Origin of the sequence: Haloimpatiens massiliensis (assembly GCF_900184255.1) — a bacterium.
GTDB classification, from domain to species: Bacteria; Bacillota; Clostridia; order Clostridiales; family Clostridiaceae; genus Haloimpatiens; species Haloimpatiens massiliensis.
The window spans coordinates 1,691,979-1,714,195 of sequence record NZ_LT854640.1 but is presented as its reverse complement, the minus strand read 5'-3'; the positions used below and the strand labels follow the sequence as shown (position 1 = coordinate 1,714,195).

Annotated in this window: 20 protein-coding genes and 1 pseudogene; 1 reads left to right on the top strand and 20 read right to left on the bottom strand. The window is 29.0% G+C overall.

The annotated features are described in order from the left end of the window. Window positions 1–94: 94 nt before the first annotated feature. The 15 genes and pseudogenes from C1715_RS16330 to htpG form a co-directional block, all read right to left on the bottom strand. Window positions 95–943 (bottom strand): annotated as a pseudogene (locus C1715_RS16330) (RNA-guided endonuclease InsQ/TnpB family protein); the annotation flags it as partial. Window positions 944–1,000: 57 nt separating this feature from the next. Beyond that, the gene (locus C1715_RS16325; RefSeq protein ID WP_479724087.1) at window positions 1,001–1,126 is read right to left on the bottom strand and encodes a MerR family DNA-binding transcriptional regulator; all 126 of its coding nucleotides are present in this window, start codon (window positions 1,124–1,126) and stop codon (window positions 1,001–1,003) included. A gap of 107 nt (window positions 1,127–1,233) precedes the next feature. Next, window positions 1,234–2,013: a glucose-6-phosphate isomerase family protein gene (locus C1715_RS16320; RefSeq protein ID WP_102401431.1), complete on the bottom strand. Its 780-nt coding sequence runs from the start codon at window positions 2,011–2,013 to the stop codon at window positions 1,234–1,236. Window positions 2,014–2,028: 15 nt separating this feature from the next. Further along, complete coding sequence (locus tag C1715_RS16315; RefSeq protein WP_102401430.1) at window positions 2,029–2,358, bottom strand: hypothetical protein; 330 nt, start codon at window positions 2,356–2,358, stop codon at window positions 2,029–2,031. A gap of 178 nt (window positions 2,359–2,536) precedes the next feature. Continuing rightward, window positions 2,537–3,358: a PTS system mannose/fructose/sorbose family transporter subunit IID gene (locus C1715_RS16310; protein ID WP_102401429.1), complete on the bottom strand. Its 822-nt coding sequence runs from the start codon at window positions 3,356–3,358 to the stop codon at window positions 2,537–2,539. Between the two features lies 1 nt (window position 3,359). Further along, window positions 3,360–4,178, bottom strand: a complete 819-nt coding sequence (locus C1715_RS16305) for a PTS mannose/fructose/sorbose/N-acetylgalactosamine transporter subunit IIC (RefSeq protein ID WP_102401428.1) — start codon at window positions 4,176–4,178, stop codon at window positions 3,360–3,362. 20 nt (window positions 4,179–4,198) lie between these two features. Continuing rightward, the gene (locus C1715_RS16300; protein WP_102401427.1) at window positions 4,199–4,687 is read right to left on the bottom strand and encodes a PTS sugar transporter subunit IIB; all 489 of its coding nucleotides are present in this window, start codon (window positions 4,685–4,687) and stop codon (window positions 4,199–4,201) included. Window positions 4,688–4,699: 12 nt separating this feature from the next. Beyond that, complete coding sequence (locus C1715_RS16295; protein WP_102401426.1) at window positions 4,700–5,119, bottom strand: PTS sugar transporter subunit IIA; 420 nt, start codon at window positions 5,117–5,119, stop codon at window positions 4,700–4,702. Between the two features lie 376 nt (window positions 5,120–5,495). Next, entirely contained in the window at window positions 5,496–6,044 is a 549-nt protein-coding gene (locus C1715_RS16290; protein WP_102401425.1) for a pyruvate kinase alpha/beta domain-containing protein, read from the bottom strand. A 232-nt stretch (window positions 6,045–6,276) separates the two neighbouring features. After that, window positions 6,277–7,443 (bottom strand): VanZ family protein, encoded by a 1,167-nt coding sequence (locus C1715_RS16285; protein ID WP_102401424.1) that lies wholly within the window; start codon window positions 7,441–7,443, stop codon window positions 6,277–6,279. A gap of 145 nt (window positions 7,444–7,588) precedes the next feature. Then, window positions 7,589–9,484, bottom strand: coding sequence for an ABC-F family ATP-binding cassette domain-containing protein (locus C1715_RS16280; RefSeq protein ID WP_102401423.1), 1,896 nt, complete (start codon window positions 9,482–9,484; stop codon window positions 7,589–7,591). Window positions 9,485–10,064: 580 nt separating this feature from the next. Continuing rightward, on the bottom strand, window positions 10,065–10,325 hold the full coding sequence (locus C1715_RS16275; protein ID WP_479724091.1) for a zinc ribbon domain-containing protein: 261 nt from the start codon (window positions 10,323–10,325) through the stop codon (window positions 10,065–10,067). An 86-nt stretch (window positions 10,326–10,411) separates the two neighbouring features. After that, window positions 10,412–11,311, bottom strand: a complete 900-nt coding sequence (locus tag C1715_RS16270) for a helix-turn-helix transcriptional regulator (protein ID WP_102401421.1) — start codon at window positions 11,309–11,311, stop codon at window positions 10,412–10,414. 126 nt (window positions 11,312–11,437) lie between these two features. Beyond that, entirely contained in the window at window positions 11,438–12,097 is a 660-nt protein-coding gene (gene catA / locus C1715_RS16265) for a type A chloramphenicol O-acetyltransferase (RefSeq protein WP_102401420.1), read from the bottom strand. A gap of 133 nt (window positions 12,098–12,230) precedes the next feature. Continuing rightward, window positions 12,231–14,105: a molecular chaperone HtpG gene (gene htpG, locus C1715_RS16260; protein WP_102401419.1), complete on the bottom strand. Its 1,875-nt coding sequence runs from the start codon at window positions 14,103–14,105 to the stop codon at window positions 12,231–12,233. A gap of 631 nt (window positions 14,106–14,736) precedes the next feature. On the opposite strand from htpG, the gene C1715_RS16255 reads away from it, so the two are divergent. Beyond that, window positions 14,737–16,140 (top strand): diguanylate cyclase domain-containing protein, encoded by a 1,404-nt coding sequence (locus C1715_RS16255; protein WP_102401418.1) that lies wholly within the window; start codon window positions 14,737–14,739, stop codon window positions 16,138–16,140. 190 nt (window positions 16,141–16,330) lie between these two features. Here the strand turns inward: C1715_RS16255 and C1715_RS16250 are convergent, their stop codons facing one another. From C1715_RS16250 to C1715_RS16230, 5 genes are all read right to left on the bottom strand, one after another. After that, on the bottom strand, window positions 16,331–17,347 hold the full coding sequence (locus tag C1715_RS16250) for a sodium:calcium antiporter (RefSeq protein ID WP_102401417.1): 1,017 nt from the start codon (window positions 17,345–17,347) through the stop codon (window positions 16,331–16,333). A 217-nt stretch (window positions 17,348–17,564) separates the two neighbouring features. Beyond that, window positions 17,565–18,479 carry an N-acetylmuramic acid 6-phosphate etherase gene (gene murQ, locus C1715_RS16245; protein WP_102401416.1) on the bottom strand — a complete coding sequence of 305 codons (915 nt, stop codon included), beginning with the start codon at window positions 18,477–18,479 and terminating at the stop codon, window positions 17,565–17,567. 149 nt (window positions 18,480–18,628) lie between these two features. Further along, window positions 18,629–19,714, bottom strand: a complete 1,086-nt coding sequence (locus tag C1715_RS16240; RefSeq protein ID WP_102401415.1) for a DUF871 domain-containing protein — start codon at window positions 19,712–19,714, stop codon at window positions 18,629–18,631. A gap of 102 nt (window positions 19,715–19,816) precedes the next feature. Further along, window positions 19,817–21,166: a PTS transporter subunit EIIC gene (locus C1715_RS16235; protein WP_102401414.1), complete on the bottom strand. Its 1,350-nt coding sequence runs from the start codon at window positions 21,164–21,166 to the stop codon at window positions 19,817–19,819. A gap of 200 nt (window positions 21,167–21,366) precedes the next feature. After that, on the bottom strand, window positions 21,367–22,209 hold the full coding sequence (locus tag C1715_RS16230) for a PRD domain-containing protein (protein ID WP_102401413.1): 843 nt from the start codon (window positions 22,207–22,209) through the stop codon (window positions 21,367–21,369). Window positions 22,210–22,217: the final 8 nt, after the last annotated feature.

Here is a 22,217-nt window from a genome sequence, read left to right as displayed (position 1 = left end):
AAGGTTAGAGAGCGTTATCCAGGGACGTAGCTGCCGTTATCTCCCACTTTGTTAGAAGTGGGAGTATTACGGCAGGTAGTCATCGGATAAAACTTGGTTTTTGTTTTATTAACTCATTTACTGTTTTATTTATATAATCAGTTCTTATATTTGTAAGTCTTTGATGAAGTTTTTGTACCTTGACTATTTGTTTTTGGATATTTTGACGAGTAGCTTCTCCTTTCTCTTTTTTATTTCTTAATTTTAAACTTTCATATTTCCTTGAAAGTTTTCTTTGCTCACGTTTTAGTTTCTTTTCTGCTTTTTTAACTGTTTTAGTTTTGTTAATATTCTTTTTAGTTAAGCCATTATTACAAATTGCAAAATTCTTTAGTCCAAGGTCTACGCCTATTCCTTCTGAATAAGGTTTATTGTTTAAATTAATAGCTTCTTCAACTAAAATTGAAACAAAATATCTATCTGCTTTTTGACTTACTGTACCACTTTTAACTATGGAGTTAACTGGAATGTATCCAAATTCTTTTAATCTAATCCAACCTAAAGTTGGTACTTTAACTCTATGTCTTTCAATAGTCCAATCTGTTTTATTGTTCTTTGGAAAGTAAGCTTTAACATCTTGATTTTTCTTTTTCTTAAATTTAGGAAAGCCGCTTTCCCCTTTAAAGAATTTCTTAAATGCTTTTTCTCCATTCATAATGGCTTGTTTAGTAGCTTTGGAAGACACTTTTTTAATCCAAGCTTTGTCAGGATGATTAGGAATATATTTGTTATTAAGCCATTTAGAAAAATCCATACCACTAATAAATTTTTTCTCTTTTTCGTAAACTTTTTTATTATGAGCAATATAAAAATTGTATATAAACCTACTTACACCAATAGTTTGATGAATTTTAGTCATCTGTTCTTCTGTTGGTTTAATTTCTATTTTGTATGCTTTTTTCAACTTCTTCATCTTCCTTTATCTTTTTCTTATATTTTCTTTGTATTGCTCATAAGTATACTATCTTCTATTTGTTGGTGTTCTAAATGCTTTTAATATTCCTTCGTTATCCCATCTTTGTAATGTTCTAACTGATACATTAATTAACTCTACAGCTTCATTTGGTTTATAATTATTATTTTTCAAATGTACTCACTTCCTTTTCATAAGTACATTTTACTATATTTAATTACTTTTATTTATATTTTAAATAACTAAAGATATCTCCTAAATAAATGAAATTTTAAGTATTGTTAAGGATTGAAATTTTTCCACTTATCCTTTGCTATTTCTGGATTAGACACAAATAAAAATTTATCTGGATTATTTTCAAATTGAGTATAAATAGGAATATCTTTTTCTATACAAAACTCGTTATATACTCTTGAATTTTTTACACTTAAACTTGTTTCTTCATAAGTGTCATTATGTATCCACTGAATATTTCCCTCTTCATCAAACACCGGAAAATAAGCAAGCCCATTATGATTTCGTATTTCTTCATAATCAAATCCGTAATCTCTAACACACCATGCTCCAAAAGTTAGTGGAATCTCTGAATGTACACTTACTGTATAATGCGCATAATAAGGCGGAACTATAACTACATCCCCTGGCTTTGCCAAAACAGCAAAACACCTACCTGGATTATCTTTAGCGCTTTCCTGCATATAAATAATTGCTTCTCCGTTCCATATTTCATACACCTCTGGTGTTGAGCTTTTACAAGATTTTGACACAGAGTGTATATGTCCCTGTGATCTTACTGGTTCTTTTCCTAATTTTCCTGCAGCATATGTTACTACACCAAAAAGTAAATTTCTTTCTACCATTTTTTCTTTATCTTTTTCTTTACCCACATCCATAGCTATAGAATAAACTATGTCAGGTCCACTACAGTTAGGTTCCATTAAACTTCCCCTAATGTCATCTAATTTTCTATTTTCTACTTCTGGACCAAAAACGCCACATCCATATATAAAGCCAAAAGGATTATAAATTGGTTTTATTTTAAAACCTGGAAAAAACTCCATTGAAATCCCTCCATATTAAAAATTTTTTTGTATAATCAAAAGTATTATTGTTGTAATAACTATTGGTGCTATTAATATAATTAAATACTTTTTTGTAAGATCATTAACCGCGTTATTCCACTTTTCTTTATTAAACCACATACTTTTATCATATTTTACTATTATAAAATCATCCTCTATGAGATTTTGTATTAAGTACTTCTTTTCTCCATCTAAAATATTTAAATCTATATCATCATAAAAAATACTGTTATTTTCATCTAATGCTTTTTTGTATATAAAAATATCAATTATTTGTCTCGTATGACTCTTTGTACTTTTAGATTTTACTCCAAAATTAATCATAGGCTTTTATACTCCTTAATCACATTTAATATATACTTTTTCATAGTTGTTATTGATACTGCCACCTTTTGTACTTTTTTAAATTACCGAAATTGAGAATTTATATCTCAATTTCGGTATATATTTTAAAATTTAAAACTTAGTTATTTATACATTCAACATCTTTATTTATCTTATATTAGAAGAATTTAGTTGCTACTCCTATGGCTGCAAGTACAATTAAAATACCCATAACTTTTAGTGGAGACATTTTCTTCTTTGACATTAGGAACCAACATAATATAACCAAAATTAATGGAAGAAGTTTTGGAAATATACCATTTAAAACATCCATAACAATTATTTCTTTACCTCCACCTGTTGGAAACTTTAATGAAGTGGCTACATTTACATATGAAGCTGCAACACCACCAACTACTATAGACCCTAGTAAATTAAAACCTTCACGAGCACGCTGTGCTGCTTCACCTACTATTAAATCAACAGATTTTGTACCTAATTTATAGCCTTTCATGAAAACAAAATAACTAAGTGCAGTAACTGTTGTCAAATATGTTACTATATAAAATATAGGTCCCATTGGATTTCCACCTTGTGCAAGTCCCATAGCTATTGAAATAAGAAGAGGTATATACATACCAGGTATCATAGCATCTCCAATACCTGCTAACGGTCCCATAAGTCCAATCTTTATACCATTTATAACCTCATCATCAATGTCCGTACCATTAGCTCTTTCTTCTTCCAATCCACATACTATACCATTTATTACAGATCCTAATTGAGGTTCTGTATTATAAAAACTTGAATGTCTTTTTAGAGCTTTTTTCTCTTCTTCCTTATTATCACCATATAATTTTTTTATTACTGGAATCATTGATACAGCAAATCCAAAAGATTCTAACCATTCAAATGACATAGAACTTAAGTTTCCAAAATACCATGAACTCCATGATTTTCTTAGGGTAGCTTTATCCAATTTTTTTCTCTTTTCCCCCATATTATAACTCCTCCTCTTCATCTGAAGAATTATTAACTGCTGCTACTGCAGGTTTAGCCATATACTTAAAGTTTAATATTGCAAAGAATGCTCCTATTATAGCTAATGAAATCATGTTTATATTTAATGAAGCAATTAGAACAAAACCAAATAAGAAGTATATTAATTCGAAGTCTTTTTTAGTTACCTGTCTTAAAAGTATAGCAACCCCTACAGCTGGTAACATTCCACCTAATGCTGTTAGCATACGCATTGTAAATGATGTAGTTGGGAAGAAAGTAATTATGTTTTTTGCTATAGATGCCCCATAATAAACCACTATAAATGTTGGAATTACACGTAAGAAGAAGTTTGTTATCTGTGGTCCTATATAATGATTAAATTTTAATCCTCTCATATCGCCTTTTTCTACACAAGCTATGGCTTTATGATTCCAATAAGAATTTATAAACATCATAAAATTAAAGAATATTGTTCCAACTGCTCCTACTGCAGTTGCTATAGCCACTGCTGAGCCAACTGTTGCTCCACCTTTAACGGACATTACTCCTAATGCAACTCCTATATAAGCTGCTGCATTTAAATCTTGAGGCATTTGTCCACCTGGCGTTACAAGAGCGATATAAACAACCTGAACTGCCACACCTACAAGAACTCCTGTAGTCACATCACCTAAAATAGCACCAATTAAAAGTCCAGAAACAATAGGTCTACTAAGTACATACCATCCACCAGTTAACCCAAAGAACCAAGGAACTGAAAGTGAGCCTAAGTAAGCCAAAACTGAAATTAATAAAACTTGGATAACATTTACTTCCATATAAACTCCTCCTTAATTTATTATAAAAATTTTTTTCTTACGTTACTCCATAAAACACTTTTAGCATCTGGTACAAGTCTAAAATCTATTTCGTATCCTTTGCTAAACATTTTTTCATAAGCATCTATCTCTTCCTTAGTTATGTCTGCATTGTTATTTATGTTTACAGTTCCTTCACGAGCACTTTGAGGACCTACATTTATTGTTTTAATATTATTTTCCATATTATTTTCCACAAGAATTTTTGCCATAGTTATTGGATCCTTAGTAATTAAAAAATATTTCTTTTCACTTCTCACAGCTTCATCCATTTTATTTAGAAATTGTTCTAGAGTAAATATGAGTGTCTTTTTTCCCGATGCTGCCTTTAATGCAGTTTTTAAAACAGGATTATTTGCTGCTGCATCATTTACAGCTATTATTCCATCACAAGGATTTTCCATTGCCCATCTTGTAACTACCTGACCGTGAATTATTCTATCATCTATTCTTATAAAGCTAATTGCCATAGTTTATTCCTCCTATAAATCTTCATTTTCACTTTCTTCCATTTCAAATTTTATGATACCTTCTTTAGCGGACTTCATAATTTCATCTACGCCATCATCACCTAGTTCATCATCAAAGAATAAAGCTGATAAAATCATAGGTAAATTTAACCCTGATACTATTTTTGATTTTCCAATCAAGCCTTTTTCTGATAATAATGTTAACGCTGATGTGTAAGGTGAACCTCCTTTTAAATCTGCAAGTACAATAATTTCATCAGAATCCTTTACGCCATCCATAAGTTTATCTAAATTTTTTCTAAACAGATCAATTCCCATATTTTCTTCTAAACATAAGAATTTAATATTTTTAAGATCTCCATAAATCATATTAACTGCCTGATATACACCTTTAGCCATAGTTCCATGACTTACAAGAATAATATTTTTCACTGTTCACCCTCCCTTTTAATTTTAATTCCAATTAATTTTAGTATTAAACAAATTCTATTATTTATTAATCAAATATTATAATGTTATAACATTATAATATATTTAATACGTTTTCATGTCAATATTTTTTTTAAAAATTTTTAAAAAATTATGTAAAAATCAAATATTCTTAAATAGCTATTTAAAATTTTATTACAAATTGGTTGAATAATTTATAAATGAACATTGTTAAATAATTAAAATAGACTATATTATTGAATAAAATTATCTATTCAACAATATAGTCTACTAGTTCATAAATAATGTTTTAAAAATATAAATCATAAAAACATATTTAGTATTCTTGTTTTTATCAAATTTTTATAAACATACTTCTCTAGAAATTTTTAGGTTTACATATTATCTCATTTATCTTAGTATCCAATATGTTATTTGCATGAGCTGGACTTATAACCACAGCAGTATCAGCGCCCTCTGCACTTCCTCCAACCGCAATTATTTCCTCTCCGTAAGGTATAAATCCCGCATCTAAAGCCATAACACTTACTTCTACACAAACTTTGGTTCCTTGTCCAAACATTCTTAAAGTATGAGCCATAATCTCCACAGGACTTACTCCACCAAATTTTTTACTTATGCCTCTTTCTGCACCACTTAGCACATGAGTAGTTGTTAGCACCTTAATCCCTAAACTCTTAAGCTTTTCTACTGTTTCACCAAGTATAATATTTTCCCCAGGCTTTTTAGAACCATAAGAATGAGTAACACAAACAATGTTTAAATCTTTAGCTTCCTTAAATAGCTTGCCCGTATATCCACTATTAGTAGCTACAACAATATGCTTTATATGTCTATTTCTTGCTTCCTTAATTGCAAGTTCTACACATTTTTCAGTATTTGCTTTTCCTTTTTCATTGAAATACATGGTATCGTCCCCCAATCAAATCAGTAATTTATCTTATTATAACATACTAAACTATACTAACCTTCACACATAATTTCTAAGCTACAAAATATATAAATAATTCTATATTTTATCAAAAACTCCTAATAGAGTTTTATTGTTCTGGAGTTTTATTCTTCAATTTTTAATTTCTACTTTATAACTGCGAAAGTTGAATATTTTATTAGCTATTGGGTTTTATTTACAAATATAATTATCTACAATGCTTCATATCACTATTGATATTTCCATCCTTATCAATAAATTTTATTTTCAAATCCTGACTTTCTTCATCTCCATAAATCTTATATATATCTGTATTCTCACGGAATTTTTCATAGTGTGGATATACTATTATAAAAAATTTCTTAGACTTTAACTTTTCCTTATACTCTCTGCCATATAAATTTATTGAAATGCTATCTGAATTATTGTTTTTTCCATACACCACAGCCGTCAATTCTTTTTTATTATGATTTTCAAGAATCGTTACTCCATAACCAGATTTATCATTATCACCATTAAGCTCATTACCCTGTTTCTGCTCACTTATTTTATATCTATTATTTAAAACTTTTTCCATGACACATAAATGAACATAATCCCCTTCATCTTGCAAGAAAAATTTATATTTATCAAATTCTTTAAAGGAAACAAATTTACTGTTACCACTATCAGCAAAAGCCTTTACTGATAACTCTTCATTAGTCAATTTTTCTGAATAGGTATTTAGATATATTATTGAAAATGTTAATATTAAGCAGCATATAAACATAGTTCCAAGAGGTTTTATTGCTAATTTTATTAAATTACTATTTTCTCTATCCTGTAAATTTATTAAAAAATTTTCTAGTTTTACTTTCCTTATAATACTAACAAAAATTCTGTAGCACATTAATCCCAGTAATGTCCCTAGAGTGTTAAAAATCACATCATCAATATCTGAGAAAGTCATAGCTGTAAAATATTGAAGAACTTCTATAGATAAGGATGCAGTAAATCCATAAAGTAAAACTTTCTTAACATTATTACATTTTTTAAAAAGCATTGGAATAAAAAATCCAAGTGGTACAAATAATAATATATTTCCTATAACATTATATAATGGGATTTTAATTCCAACATTTTGCTTAAACATAATAGCTGTCTCTTTTAAAGGAATCAAATTCATATATCTCGAATTATTTAAAGATACGAACAAACCACCACCCCTAAGAAACGTAAAATATACAACTGCCAAGAAATAAACCCAAAATACATTTAAAGCAATCTCCCTTTTTAGGTTTAATTTTTTTCTTTTTACTACTACTATTCTGTAAATTACCCAAATAACAATTAGTATTAAAAAAACAACTAAATTAGAAATACAAAAATCCCCCATAAATACCCCTTACTACCAATCATCAAATAATCTTTCTAATTAATATTACTTACTAAGATATTGATTCTATTTATCACTAATCCTCTTTCGGTAAAATTTAACTATATAACCAATTATAGCATCAATATTAAAGATTTAAAATACATTATACTAACATTTCGTACAACCGCTCTACTTCTTTTGTCATTCTTTCATATTTTGTGTATACTTTATATTCAGTGTTTTCATTAAAACTTTCTTCTAAAGCTTTAATTTCAGCTTCCAAATAAATTATTTTATTTTCTATTTCCTTATAATTTTCTTCTTTGTTTTTATTTAGATTTTTTTCCTTAGTTCCATTGGACTTTTTCGGCTCCTTAACTTTTAAATTTTTAATATTGTTCTTTTTACTCTGCTTTCCTTCTTGAATTTTTTTCTTCTCCACTTTATATGAATCATAATTTCCATAAAAAGTAGATATATTTCCATCGCTAATTTCAATAATCTTATTTATGGATTTATTTAAAAAATATCTGTCGTGAGAAACTGCAACTACAGTTCCTTTGTATTCTTTAAGAGCTTCTTCTATAGATTCTCTAGCTTCTAAATCCAAGTGATTTGTAGGTTCATCCATAATAAGGCAATGAGGATTTTGAAGAATCATCTTGGCAAAATGAAGTCTAACTTTCTCTCCTCCACTTAAAACCCTCAAAATTTTATTAACTTCATCTCCATAAAATTGAAATTTATTTAAATAAAGTCTAGCTTCTTTTTCATTCATTTCCTTTACACTCATAATTTCTTGTAAAATTGATAAATCTTCATTTTCAAAATTAACCTCTTGACCTAAATAGCTATACTTAACCCAAGAACCTATAGCTGCTTCACCTTTGAAATCTCTATCTTTCCCTAATAAAATATTTAAAAGAGTAGTTTTTCCACAACCATTGTCCCCTATAATTCCCACTGACTCTCCTCCATATATATTGAAATTACCATCTTTTATAAGAGTCAAATTTCCAAAGGATTTATTTAAATTTATTGTCCAAGCAATATGATGACTTGCGTGATCTACATCTTTAAATTCTATCTTAGGCCTATTATCCTTCTTTAAATGATTATAATATTTTAAATTTTCTTGTTGCATTTTTCTTTCTTCTATAAAAGCATCAAGTCTTTTTTCTCTACTTTTAAAAGCTGTAATTTTTCTGTGAGATTTAAGTTCTTCTATAATCTTTTTTTCCCTTTTTACTTTAAGTTCTAATCCTTTTTGTTCCCATCTGTAATATTCCCTCATTCGCTGCTTTTCTTCAATAAATTTACTATAACTGCAACTTCTCTCACAAATAGTACCATTATTAAGTTCAGCAATTCTTGTGGCAGCCTCATCTAAAAAATATCTGTCATGGGATACCATTAGTACTCCCCCATTAAATTTCTTTAAAAAACCCTCTAACCATTCAATGGTTTTAATATCTAAGTGGTTGGTAGGCTCATCTAATATAATAAGGTCTGGCTCATTAATTAATATTCTAGCAAGAATAACCCTCATCTTTTCCCCGCCACTGAGTTTGCTTATAGGAAGTTTCAACACCTGTTTCTTTAGTCCTAATCCTAAAAGTATCTTCATAATTTTATTTTCTATAACGTATCCATCCATAGCTTCAAATTTATTTAAAGTATTAGAATATTTTTTCAAAATAGCTTCATACCTTTTTTTATCCTTAGTATCCTGCAACTCTAGCATAGCTGTTTCTAATTCTTTAAGTTTTTCTTCTAAAGCTATTACTTCTTGTACACACAGGGCTGTATCTTCTTTAATATCATTCAATTCTATCATGTCTTGAGATAGATATCCTACCCTAGTTGTCTTTGATTTAATTACTTTTCCATTATCAGCCTTCTCAATACCTAAAGCTATTTTAATCAAAGTACTTTTCCCCGATCCATTAGGTCCCACTAATGCCACTCTTTCTCCCCTTGCAATTCTTAAAGATACCCCTTTTAATAAATTTTGATTTCTGTATTCTTTACAAATATTTTCTAGTGTGAGTAAACTCATTTTAACTCCTCCTTTTAATTACCCCTTGTTTGATTAAACAAGGCCATATTTTACTTGCTATTTTCTATTTTAGGCATAGAAAAAGACCATCAGTATTTAAAATACCCATGGTCTTTAATTAAAAATTTATTTGATGCCCACACCAGCTAAACTTCATAATAAAAGCCACGGATAACGATACTTTATCCGTGGCAAAATTTTCACTAGTTAAAAACTAAGTAAAAAGAAACTCATGTTTTAATTTCTTTATACAAATAGTTAAATACTATAAAATCTCCTTAACACATACATCCTCGCTGAAATTTTTGCACAACAAAAAAACTTTTAACAAAGCTAATTTTAAATAACTATAACTTCTATCATATTTTTTGTTCTACTTTTCCAGCGGTGACATACAAACATTTAGCTCCGAATAAAGCATCACCTTTTCACTTATGGTCTCTATGCGAAGCAAATCCCTATATTCATAGCTGGTACATGGATTATATTCATAAGATATTCCTCCTGCACCTTATAGGCATATATATTATTCATATTATACAATATTATATATTTTGTCAATATATTCTAGGAAAAGTTCTTATTTAGTTTGCCAGCGCCTTAGCATTGGGAAGAATTCTTTCATCTTTTGTCTTGCAATTTCTTCTGTCATTCCCTCATTACCAGCTACCATATGAGGAACGCAAAACTCAATCATTTCTTCCATGCTTACATTGGCTGTAAATTCTCCGTCCTTAAAACAGTACACACAGTAATCAGTATTTTCACTTCCATCCTTATTTGTCCCATATAGCTGCTGATTTTCTCCCATAGGCATTCCACAACTCTGACAAAATTTCATATTCTCCATAATACTCCCTCCTAATTCATATTTAGCTTTGCTATGACATCATTGTATCAAGTATAATATGACAACTACATGTCATATTAAGAATATAATTTTAAAGTTTTCTCTAATCTATTTTTTATAATTTTCCGTATGTAACCAGGTTCCAAAACCTCCACAAAATATCCAAAGGAAAGAATATACCCATATACCCATTCATCCTCTGGATAAGAAACTTTAACTACAAAGCTGCCATCTTCATTTTTATAAATTTCACTTTCATCAAACTCATCATAGACACGATAAGCCTGTGAAGCATCTATCTTCAATTTTAATGTGACTACATTTGGAATAGGTATATTATTTAGAATAGATGGATTTTCCTTAGGTAGAGTTCTTTCAAATAACTCATCAGTTGTCTTCAAATTTTTCATACGTGTTAACTTAAATATTCTCATACTTTGCTTTGAACGACAGAATGCTTTTAAATACCATGTCTTATCCTTAAACCACAATTGAAGCGGCTCCACAATCCTATAAGTTTTTTCTCCATAACTGCTGTAATAATCAAAGCAAATTACTTTTTTATTTACAACAGACGTTTTAATTAAAATAAACCTATCCTTTTGTACATGGCTCCAATCTGAAAAATCAACTTCTACCCAATTAGGATTATTGGTACCAAATAATGCACTTAATTTTGAAAGTACATTATGAATATCAGGATAATTTACAGCATTTAACCCCTGTAAAGCACACAAAATTTCTTTTTGTTCTTGTGATGAAAGTACCGATTTATTTAAGATAAAATTATCAAGTAAACTGATTCCCCCACCTTTACCTCTATCGGTATAAATTGGAATACCCGATTGACACAAACTTTCTATATCTCGGTAGATTGTCCTCTGCGATACTTCAAATTTCTCTGACAATTCTTTAGCTGTCACCTTTTCTCTATTCAAAAGTATATATACGATTTCAAATAATCTATTAATCTGCATTTTTATCACCTTGTATAATTATACTACATATCCCATGTCCCATGAAAAGTTTACTGGAATTGTCTTTACTGCATTTTTTTTTATTTCATCTCCTACGAAAGCATTCACTGAAAGTTCTAAAATTCACTATTTATTCAATAACCACTGACTATAATTTTCGGATAATAATTGCAACTCATTAAAAAATCTGCTTGCATGATATCCATCACAAACAGCATGATGAACCTGTAATGATATTGGTAACAATATTTTTCCTTCTTGATTAAAGTATTTTCCAAAAGTAATAATTGGTAAAAGATAGGTACCATCTGTATAAATATTTAAATTGAACCCTGTAAAACTAGTCCATGGAATACATGAAACTGGAAAAGTATTTTTAGGTTCCTGATCCTTCGCTTCAAAACCTTTTACATTCCCGTATTTTCTTATATCATCAATATAATTATTGTAGAATTCTGCAAAATCATCAGAGTAGTCGGTCCATATATTGCTAAATGTTTCATCGTCCTTATGGAAGAATGTAAAACAAGGACTCATGCTTTCCCAATATCCAAGATTACCATTTTCATCAAAACAAGTACGAAATTCCTTATGTGCATTTATTACTTTTGAAGCCATATAAATCAAAGTAGGATATAGCTTTATTTTATTGTCTTTTAACTTATTAAGTAAATTTGTAATATCTATATTAGCTGTAATGCTATAAGTACATCTAACATTATTCATATACTGATTAAAATATGGTTTCCTATTCCATTTATTTTCATCTATTAAATTAAACTTCATTTAAATCATCTCCAAACAAATTATATTAAACTTTACAGAATTCATCTATATTTAAGTAATGAAAGAGTCTCCAAAATATTGAAAATTCAATTTTTGGAGACTTTATACAAGTTAATATATTTTTCTTATAAAACTATTTAATCAATTTACATACATCATTAGCAAATTGTACAGGATCTTCTATGGAAATTCCTTCAATCAATAAGGCTTGGTTATATAATAAATTTGAAATCATTTTTAATTTATCTTTATCTTCTTTGAATGCATTTTTAATAGCAATGAACATTTCATGATTTGTATTGATTTCTAATATTTTATCAGCCTTTATATTCTGATTGTCTGGCATCATATTAAGAACTTTTTCCATTTCAATTGAAATATCTCCAGCATTAGTAAGGCAAACTGGATGGCTCTTTAATCTTTTTGATGCTTTAACTTCTTTTACTTTACCCTCTAAAACTTCCTGCATAAATTTAAATAATTCTTTATTTTCGTCTGTTTCCTTTTGCTCTTCCTTTTCATCAGACTCAATACCTAAATCCTTACTATAAACAGATATAAATTCCTTCTCTTTATATTTCATAAGCATCTTAATGGCAAATTCGTCTACCTCATCAGAGAAATACAATATTTCATAGCCCTTGTCTTTTACAGCTTCAGTTTGAGGTAATTTATCTATCTTATCTATATTTTCTCCCGGTGCATAGTATATATATTTTTGATCTTCTTTCATACGAGAAATGTATTCATCAAGGGTAACAAGTTTTTTCTCGGTAGATGAATAGAACATAAGTAAATCCTGAAGTACATCTTTATTAGCTCCAAACTCAGAATATACACCAAATTTCAATTGTTTTCCAAAGCTATTGTAGAACTCAATATATTTTTCACGATCATTTTTAAGCATTAATAAAAGTTCACTCTTTATTTTATCCTTTATTTTTTTTGCAATAAGTTTAAGCTGTCTATCATGCTGTAAAAGTTCCCTTGAAATATTAAGAGAAAGATCCGCTGAATCAACTAGTCCTTGAACAAAGCTAAAGTAATCTGGCAATAAGTCTGCACATTTTTCCATTATTAATACACCGTTGGAGTAAAGCTCTAAGCCTTTTTCAAAATCCTTTGTATAAAAATCATAAGGTGCTCTAGCTGGTATAAATAATAAAGTTGTATAAGTTACTGCACCCTCAACAGTTGAAATAATTGATTTTAGAGGTTTTTCATATCCAAAGTGCTTATCCATATAGAATCTTTCGTAATCTTCATTGGTTACTTCATTTTTACTTTTTCTCCAAATTGGAATCATACTATTTAAAGTATCATCTTCAAAATAATCTTCATATTCATTTTCGCTGCCTTCTTTTAACTTGCTCTTCTTCACCATCATTTTAATTGGATATTTTATAAAATCGGAATATTTTTTAACTAAAGATTGTATATTATACTCCTCTAAAAACTCATCGTATTTTTCATCTTCTGTATTTTCTTTTATTTTTAATACTATTTCAGTTCCTACTTCATCTTTATCACACTTTTCAATTTCGTAACCTTCTACACCCTTTGATTCCCATTTATATGCCTCATTACAATCAAGGGAGCGGCTTTTTACAGTGATTGAATCGGATACCATAAATGCAGAATAAAATCCAACTCCAAACTGACCTATAATATCCACTCCTTCTTTTGCTTCCATTTCATTTTTAAAAGCAAAAGATCCACTTTTTGCAATAGTTCCAAGATTATTCTCAAGTTCTTCTGATGTCATTCCTATACCAGTATCAGTAATTGTAAGAATTCTATTTTCTTTGTCCGCAGAAATTCTTATGTAAAAATCATCCTTATTAAAACTTATATTTTTATCAGTAAGTGAGCGATAATATCTCTTATCTATTGCATCACTAGCATTTGATATAAGTTCCCTTAAGAATATTTCTTTATTTGTGTAAATTGAGTTAATCATTAAGTCAAGTAATCTCTTTGACTCTGCTTTAAATTGTTTTGTAGACATTTTATCATTTCCTTTCATCATAGTTTAAATTATTAGAAATGTGAAAGGCACATGCCTTTTAACGCATTTTGTTAGCACTTAAACTTGTTGAGTGCTAATTTCATTTTAACAAATTCAATTATTTTGTCAAGTTACTTATTTGTACTAGTAAACCATATATAAATTATTTTCAAACCTATATTCTTCAATTTTTACAAAGGATAATAAATATTTTTGTCGAATATTTATTAATGATACAATTTTTATGTTCGTATTCTAATTATCTAAACTCTTGTATATGATTAACCCACAATAAGCATTATATTACTTGAACTATGAAATTTTTCTGGAATGACTTGCATAAGAAGCGAAGGAACTGTTTAAATTTAATTTTAGAAATTCTTCTTTTAGACAGATAAGATTATCGTAAGCCTTAAAAGGACGCCAGGCTAGCGAACCTGAGGCAGGACGCTGAATGTGAGCGTTAGATAATTTTATAGGGCTAAAAGATTAGAATTTCTTAAATTAAATTTATTGTTCCGAGCTTTTATGCAAGTCATGGAGGAGAAATTTCATAATTCCACCACATTGTACCTTATTGTGGGTTAATCTTGTATATACATTAAATATTTATCAGATTAAGGTGATATAATTGAAAAATAAATCAAATATCCAAATCATAACAAAAAATGACTTAAAAAATCTAGAAAACATAATTCCATTACCCACTATAATACTAAATGATAAAAAAGTTTTATATATAAATTATAAACTTCAAAAAATGCTAGGATATTCTTTGGATGAACTTAGAAAAACTATTTTAAACTCTAGTATAATTGAAGAACCAAAAAAAATATCTATTAAAAATATAATAAATGAATTTAAAGAAAAAAATGACATAATTAAACACGAGCTAAAAATAATAACAAAAGATAATAGCATTATTTGGGTTGATTATGAAATCACTCTAATTAGTTATGAATCTGAAATATATATATTAGCTAATTTAATAGATATTACACATAAAAAGAAAATGGAAGCACATTTATCCAAAGTTTTAAGGGTAAGTTCATTGATGATTGAAATAAGCCACTCCATTATAGATGCTTATAATATAGACTATATATATGAACTAATTTTAAAAAATGCTATAAAATCAATAAATCATGCTAAATTAGGTTCCATTATGATTAAGCAAGGAGAAAATTTAAAAACAGTTTCCCACGTAGGTTTTAAAGATAGTTCTATAAATAATTTTAAAATATTAATAAGTGAATCTTTTCTTTATCAAAAAACCAATGGAAAATTAGATAGAATTGTAAAAATTGATAATACTAATGATCCAAACATTAAATTATATCCTATTGAAACTAATTATGAGGATTCTAAATCGGTAAGATCAACTATTACAGCCCCTATATATGTAGACAATAATTTTTTTGGAGTTGTAAATGTGGATTCAACTGAAGTTAATGCATTTGATTTAGATGATATTAAGATTATGGAATTTATAAAAACTAATGTGGAAATAGCTATATCCAATTGTTTGCTTTATCAGGAAAAAATTTATTTTTCTAGTCATGATTGCTTAACAGGAATTTATAATAAAAGTTATTTTTATAAATTGCTTAAAGATATTCACCATAAAGCGTTAGTAAGTAAACGCGAATTTAATTTGGTAATATTTGATTTAAATAATCTTAAACATATAAATGACACTTTTGGACATTTAGCAGGAGACTCTATAATTAAGAATTTTGCTAAGGAATGTTCAACTATTCTAGAAGAAGACGACATATTGGCTAGATTTGGCGGTGACGAATTTGCAGGCCTTTTCTTCAATTGTAGTAAGAAACATTTAATAAATAAATTAGATAAACTTTTAAATAACCTTCAAAATAAACATACTTATTTTGAAGGTAACAAGTTAAAATATTCTTTTAGTTATGGTATATCCACATTTAATAAAGATGGACAGCACATCAATGATTTGCTAAACACTGCAGACAAAAGGATGTACATTTTTAAAAATAAATACAAAAATATACATATTTAGAGATAATAATCAATTCTGATTAAACCACAAAAAGAACAATGTGGTTTAATTATGGAATTTCTCCACCATGACTTGCATAAGAGCTCGGAACAATAAATTTGAATAGTTCCTTTGCTTCTTATGCAAGTCATTACAGAGAAATTTCATAATTCAAGTAATGTAATACTTTTTCTGGGATACTAACAAAATATTATATCCAAACATATGATAACAATACATACACTGCATAAATACATGTAAGGCATAAACCTTCTCTTTTACTAATAACATCCCCACCTTTATTTTTACAAAAACATCTAAAACATATAAGTATCATGAGCATGGCAGGTATCTGTATTTTATAAAAGTTTTGGGGAACTAAAAGTCCTCCTCTTGTAACAGAAGCTGAACTTCCAACTACAAATAAAACATTTAAAATGTCAGCACCTACAATGTTTCCTACCGCCAACTCACCATGACCTTTTCTAACAGAAGTTATAGCAGTGATAAGCTCAGGAAGGCTAGTCCCAAAAGCAATTAGAGTAGCAGCTATAATACTTTGAGGTATACCTATTCTTATAGCTGTTATTTCAACAGATGGAATAAGTATTTTAGAAGACCCTATTACAAGAACTATTCCTAAAAACATCTTGATAATTTGCAGTACAACAGATTTTTGTGTTTCACTTGCTGCCGCCTCATCCTCTACCTTTGAACCTTTTGCCCATTTTAGAGATATGTAAATATACAATACTAATAAAACAAGGAAAATCCATCCCATCCACTGAGGTATTATTCCTATTCTTTTTCCATCTTTTAAAAAGAATGGCATACAAACTATAGAAAGTAAAATACCAGCTAAAATTTGAACCTTTCCTTGTCTATTTATAGTCATTTTATCCACAGGAAGTTTGCCTATTATAGCAGCAATACCTATAATAAGACCGGTATCAGCTATAATAGATCCTATGGCATTTCCTAAAGCTAAATCAGGATTTCCCTTTAAAGCTGCAAAAACAGATACAGCTACTTCAGGTAATGTAGTTCCTAAGGATACAATGGTTGCGCCGATTATCATTTTAGGTATACCCCAACGTACTGATAATCCAACTGCCTCATCTACAAGAAGATCTGCCCCTTTGCTTAAAATATATAGCATTACAGCTATAATAAGTACTAAAACAATAGTAGGAAATGTGTTAAGATAATTAAGTATTATTTTGTCCATAAATATACTCCCTTTCTTTAAACTTTTATAAAAAAAAACTCTACAATTAAGTTTTTTACATAAAAAACTTAATTGTAGAGTCTCACTAAACAAATGATGCCAACAAAGCCGGGAAAATATTCCGTACTGACGACTTTGATACTTAAAAAAGCAAGTTACTCCCTCTACCTATATGATTATATTAAGTTTAAAATACAATGTCAAGGATACTACGAATTTAAAAATTTTTAGCATCATCTATAGCATTTTGTACATATCCATTGTTCTTATGAAGTATTTTAGCAGCTTCTTCCTGTTTCAGTCCAGTTATTATCATAAGTATGCTTAATTTAACATCATAATTAGTTTTTATCAGCACTGATTCTGCTTCTTGTTCACTAACTTCTGTAGCCTCAATAACTATTCTTTTGGCTCTTGCTACTAACTTTTCATTTGAGGCTTTAACGTCTACCATTAAATTTCCATAAACTTTTCCTAATTTTATCATTGTACCAGTTGTAAGCATATTAAGTATAAGCTTTTGTGCAGTTCCTGCTTTTAATCTGGTAGAACCAGTTATAACTTCTGGACCAACATTTACTCCAATAGGAACATCTGCAATCATTGACATTTCACATTCAGGATTTGCCGTAACGCTAATAACTGCTGCACCAATTTCTTTAGCGTATTTCATTCCACCTATAACATAGGGCGTTCTACCTGAAGCCGCAATACCACAAACCACATCTTTGCTTGTTAAATTTCTTTCCATCAAATCTTTTTTTCCACCTTCTAAGCTATCTTCTGCCCCTTCTACTGCCTTAAATATTGCTCCATACCCTCCTGCTATAATACCTTGAACCATTTCAAAATCTACCCCAAAGGTAGGAGGACATTCTGAGGCATCTAATATACCAAGTCTTCCGCTAGTACCTGCTCCAATATATATTAATCTTCCCCCTTTAGACAATCTTTCTGATATAATATCAATAGCTTTTGCTATATTAACCCTTGCTTCTCTTACAGCTATAGGTACCTTAGTGTCTTCATCATTTATCCTTTCTACCATTTGTATTGTACTTAACCTATCTATGTCCAAAGTATTCGAGTTTCTTCCTTCTGTAATTAATTTTTCCAATTTCTCAATTTTCATTATGACCACTCCTAAGTATTTATTTTAACCACTACTCTACTATGGATATGTGAAAATTCTCCTTCCACTTATGAAATTTACTTCTAATGCATAAATAAAATTTATAAACATATTTAAAATATTGTCACAGGTTATGTACATAAACCCTACTATTGTCTTTTTTCTCTAAAACAATACTTAGTTTCTTCCTCTATATAATCCAATAAAAATTCTTCCTCTTTAACTACTTTTCCCACAACATTTACCCTTTTGTCTGCCGAAAGATCTTTTTTACATAATTGCAATTCTCCAGAATACCTTAAATATTCTTTATTATCAATAGTTATAAATCCTCTTTTTCTCTCCACATTATTATGAGGTAAAATTACATCATTCTCATTTAAAGTTGTTCTAGAACTAGTTGATCTAATTACATCTTCAGCGCAATCTGATCTATTTTCATGACATACATTAAATATAATATTTCTTTCTATCTCATTATCGGTATAGGTTTCTATTTCTAATTCTATTATTTTTTCATTTAAACATCCTAAGCTATCTATTTCCTCCATTGAAGGTATACTATCTCCAAAAATTACAGTATCAACTCCCAATGCAAAAAGGTGTTTAGCTGAAGTTTTAGGGCTCATAAATCTATGTATTTCCAATGTTGGCAAGCCCTCATAAATAGGTCCTCTCTTATTTACTAAGGAAGGTATAAATGCAGATACTTCAACATTATATTTTTTTAGTAGATTATTTTTATTTTGAAAAGTTTTTAGAGAAATGCCCGTATTAAGTCTAGGATAATAATTATGGCATGCCATCATACTTTGAAAATTCGGATTAAATTTTTCAAACTCCTGTAAAAATCTCTCTGTAACAGTGCTTGCATTAATTTCTACTTTTAATCCATAAGGATTTCTTGTAAAACTCGCAATCTCTTCAGGCGTAAAACCAAAATCAACTCTTATTCCATATATACCCAAATCACTTAAAGCTTTAAGGTTATTTATGTCTGCTCCTAAATACGAAAATGCCCTTGGTGAGATATCTGCTATTATTTTCATGCCCAAACTATCTGCAAGCTTTGTAATTTTAATAAATTCCTCCACAGCTTTCTTATAATCTGCTTCTGGAATATGTAGTGAAGTAAATATTCTTGTAACTCCTTTGCTATGTGCATATTTTATATAATTTAAATTTTCTTCTAAGCTATAATCCATACCCACAAATACTGAAATCCCTTTAGCCAATGTTCTATCCTCCTAAAAATTTAGTTTAATTAAAGGAGATAGTATTTCATTAATGATACTATCTCCATATTTCACTATATTATTTAAAATCACTTATAATCCTTACTCTATTGGATCTTCAAATCCAAGAAGATAAGTAGCACCAAATCCAGCAACATAAGATATTAAGACACCAATTAAATAAAATGCCGGAGTATTTACTATAGCTGCCAATGGAATACCTGATAAGCCCATACTTATAGATGCAACTTTTAATCCTGCTTGACAAGCCCCACCAAATGCACCACCTATGCATGCACCTAAAAATGGTTTACCAAGTGGCAATGTTACACCATATATTAATGGTTCACCTATTCCCATTATTCCAACTGGAAGAGCTGATGCAATGGTTTTCTTCAATCTTTTATTTTTAGTTTTAAAATAAACTGCTATTGAAGCACCTACTTGTCCTGCACCTGCCATAGCTAATATTGGCAGAAGTAAATTCTCTCCTGTTGTTTTTAGTAAATCTGCATGAATTGGAGTTAACCCCTGATGTAAACCTGTCATAACTAATGGAAGGAAGGTACCACCTAATACAAAACCAGTTATAGCTCCACCACCTTTAATTGCAGCCTTAACAGCTGTTCCTATAGATTCAGATATTATTCCACCTGCTGGTTGCAGAATAAATATAGCAGCAAAACTTGAAATTAATACTACTAATAATGGAGTTACTAATAAATCTAATACTTCTGGAATATGCTTTCTTATTTTCTTTTCTAGCCAACTTGAAAAAGCAACTACTAAAAGCACTGCTATAATTCCACCACGACCAGGTACTAGAGGATTACCACCAATCATCACATTTGGAAGCCCTGGATGAGTAATTACTGCAGCCATAGTACCTCCAAGCATTGGTGAACCACCAAATTCTTTAGCAGCATTTACACCTACAAAAAGATTTAATCCAAAGAATACTGCTCCACCTACAACACCAAGAATACCTCCTACTGTTGTTTTTGCAAAAGCTCCAGCGGTTGCTTTAACAGCAATGTTATTAATTCCCATTATAAGACCACAAGCAATAAATGCAGGTATTAAAGGAATAAAGATACTTGAAATTTTTCTCAATAATAGCTTAAATGGTGTAGCATTTTTTGCTTTAATTTCATCATGTCTTAATTTTGCTTCATCTAATTCTCCAACTTCCATATTAGAGATTTCTCCAAATTCTTTTGCAACTTTTGCAACTCTTCCTGGTCCAAGAACAATTTGCACTTGACCCGCTTGCTCTACAACTCCCATAGCCCCTTCAACTTTTTTTAATGCATCAATGTCTACTTTCTCTAGTTCTACAAAGGATAGTCTTAACCTAGTCATGCAATAAGCTACAGAAACTACATTTTCCTTTCCACCTACTAATGCCAATATATTTTCAGCAATAGTTTTAGGACTTAATGAATTAGCCATAAATAATTCCTCCTTTAAAATAATAATAAAATAAAAAGAGCTCAGAAAATAGAGTATACCACTCTATTTTTTCTAAGCTCATGCCTGCATTACCAGTAACACACTTTCTGTATTAAAATATATAAATTAGATATTTATATTAAATATCCTATTTATCAAATTAATTGTCAATATATTCAACAATTATAAATTACATTACTTTATTTAAGTATATTCTCAAGATGTACAGCAATATATCCTATTTCTCCCTCAGGAAAAGCTACATCATATTCTTCATAAATCTTTTTACTAAGTTCTTCTGCAATACTGTAGGATCTTTTATAAGTATTTCTTATATTTTCTAACAATATATTTTGGATATTAATCTTCTTCTTCACTCTGTCTATGGCAAATCTTAAATGCGTAACCAATCTTGCATATTCTACACTTTCTTTATCTATTTTTTTATCCATCTTTTCTTCAATAAAAATAATCATATCATTTATCATAGTTGTATATAATGTTGCCTTTGAAACTTCAACATTATTTATCGCTGCATGAATGTGCATAGCTATAAATCCTGCTTCATCTACGGGAAGCTTTAATTCTAACTTTTTATTAATTGCTTCTAATGCTTTTAAAGCTATACTATATTCATTCTTATATAAAAATTTAATTTCGTATAAAAATGGATTTTTAATTTCAATATTGTTATTACTCCTCTTAATAGCAAAATTTATATGATCCAAAAGCGCAGTATGAATCTTTTCATTTAGATTTTTATTACTTATTTGATAGGATATATCTGCAATTATTTCTTCAGTAACTCCAACAATATTATTATCAATCCTATCGGTTAAATTAATGAAATTATTCTTATTGCTTCCATCCTCAAGATAAAATTGTTTTTTAATATTTTCTGAACACTTTAAGATATTTCCTGGTACTGCTCCAAAACCAACACCTTTTCCTATTAATATACATTCCTGTTTTCTTTTAACGTTTACACAAAGTACTACATTATTATTAAAGGATTTAATAATTCTATATTTTTCTCTAAACATAACTATGC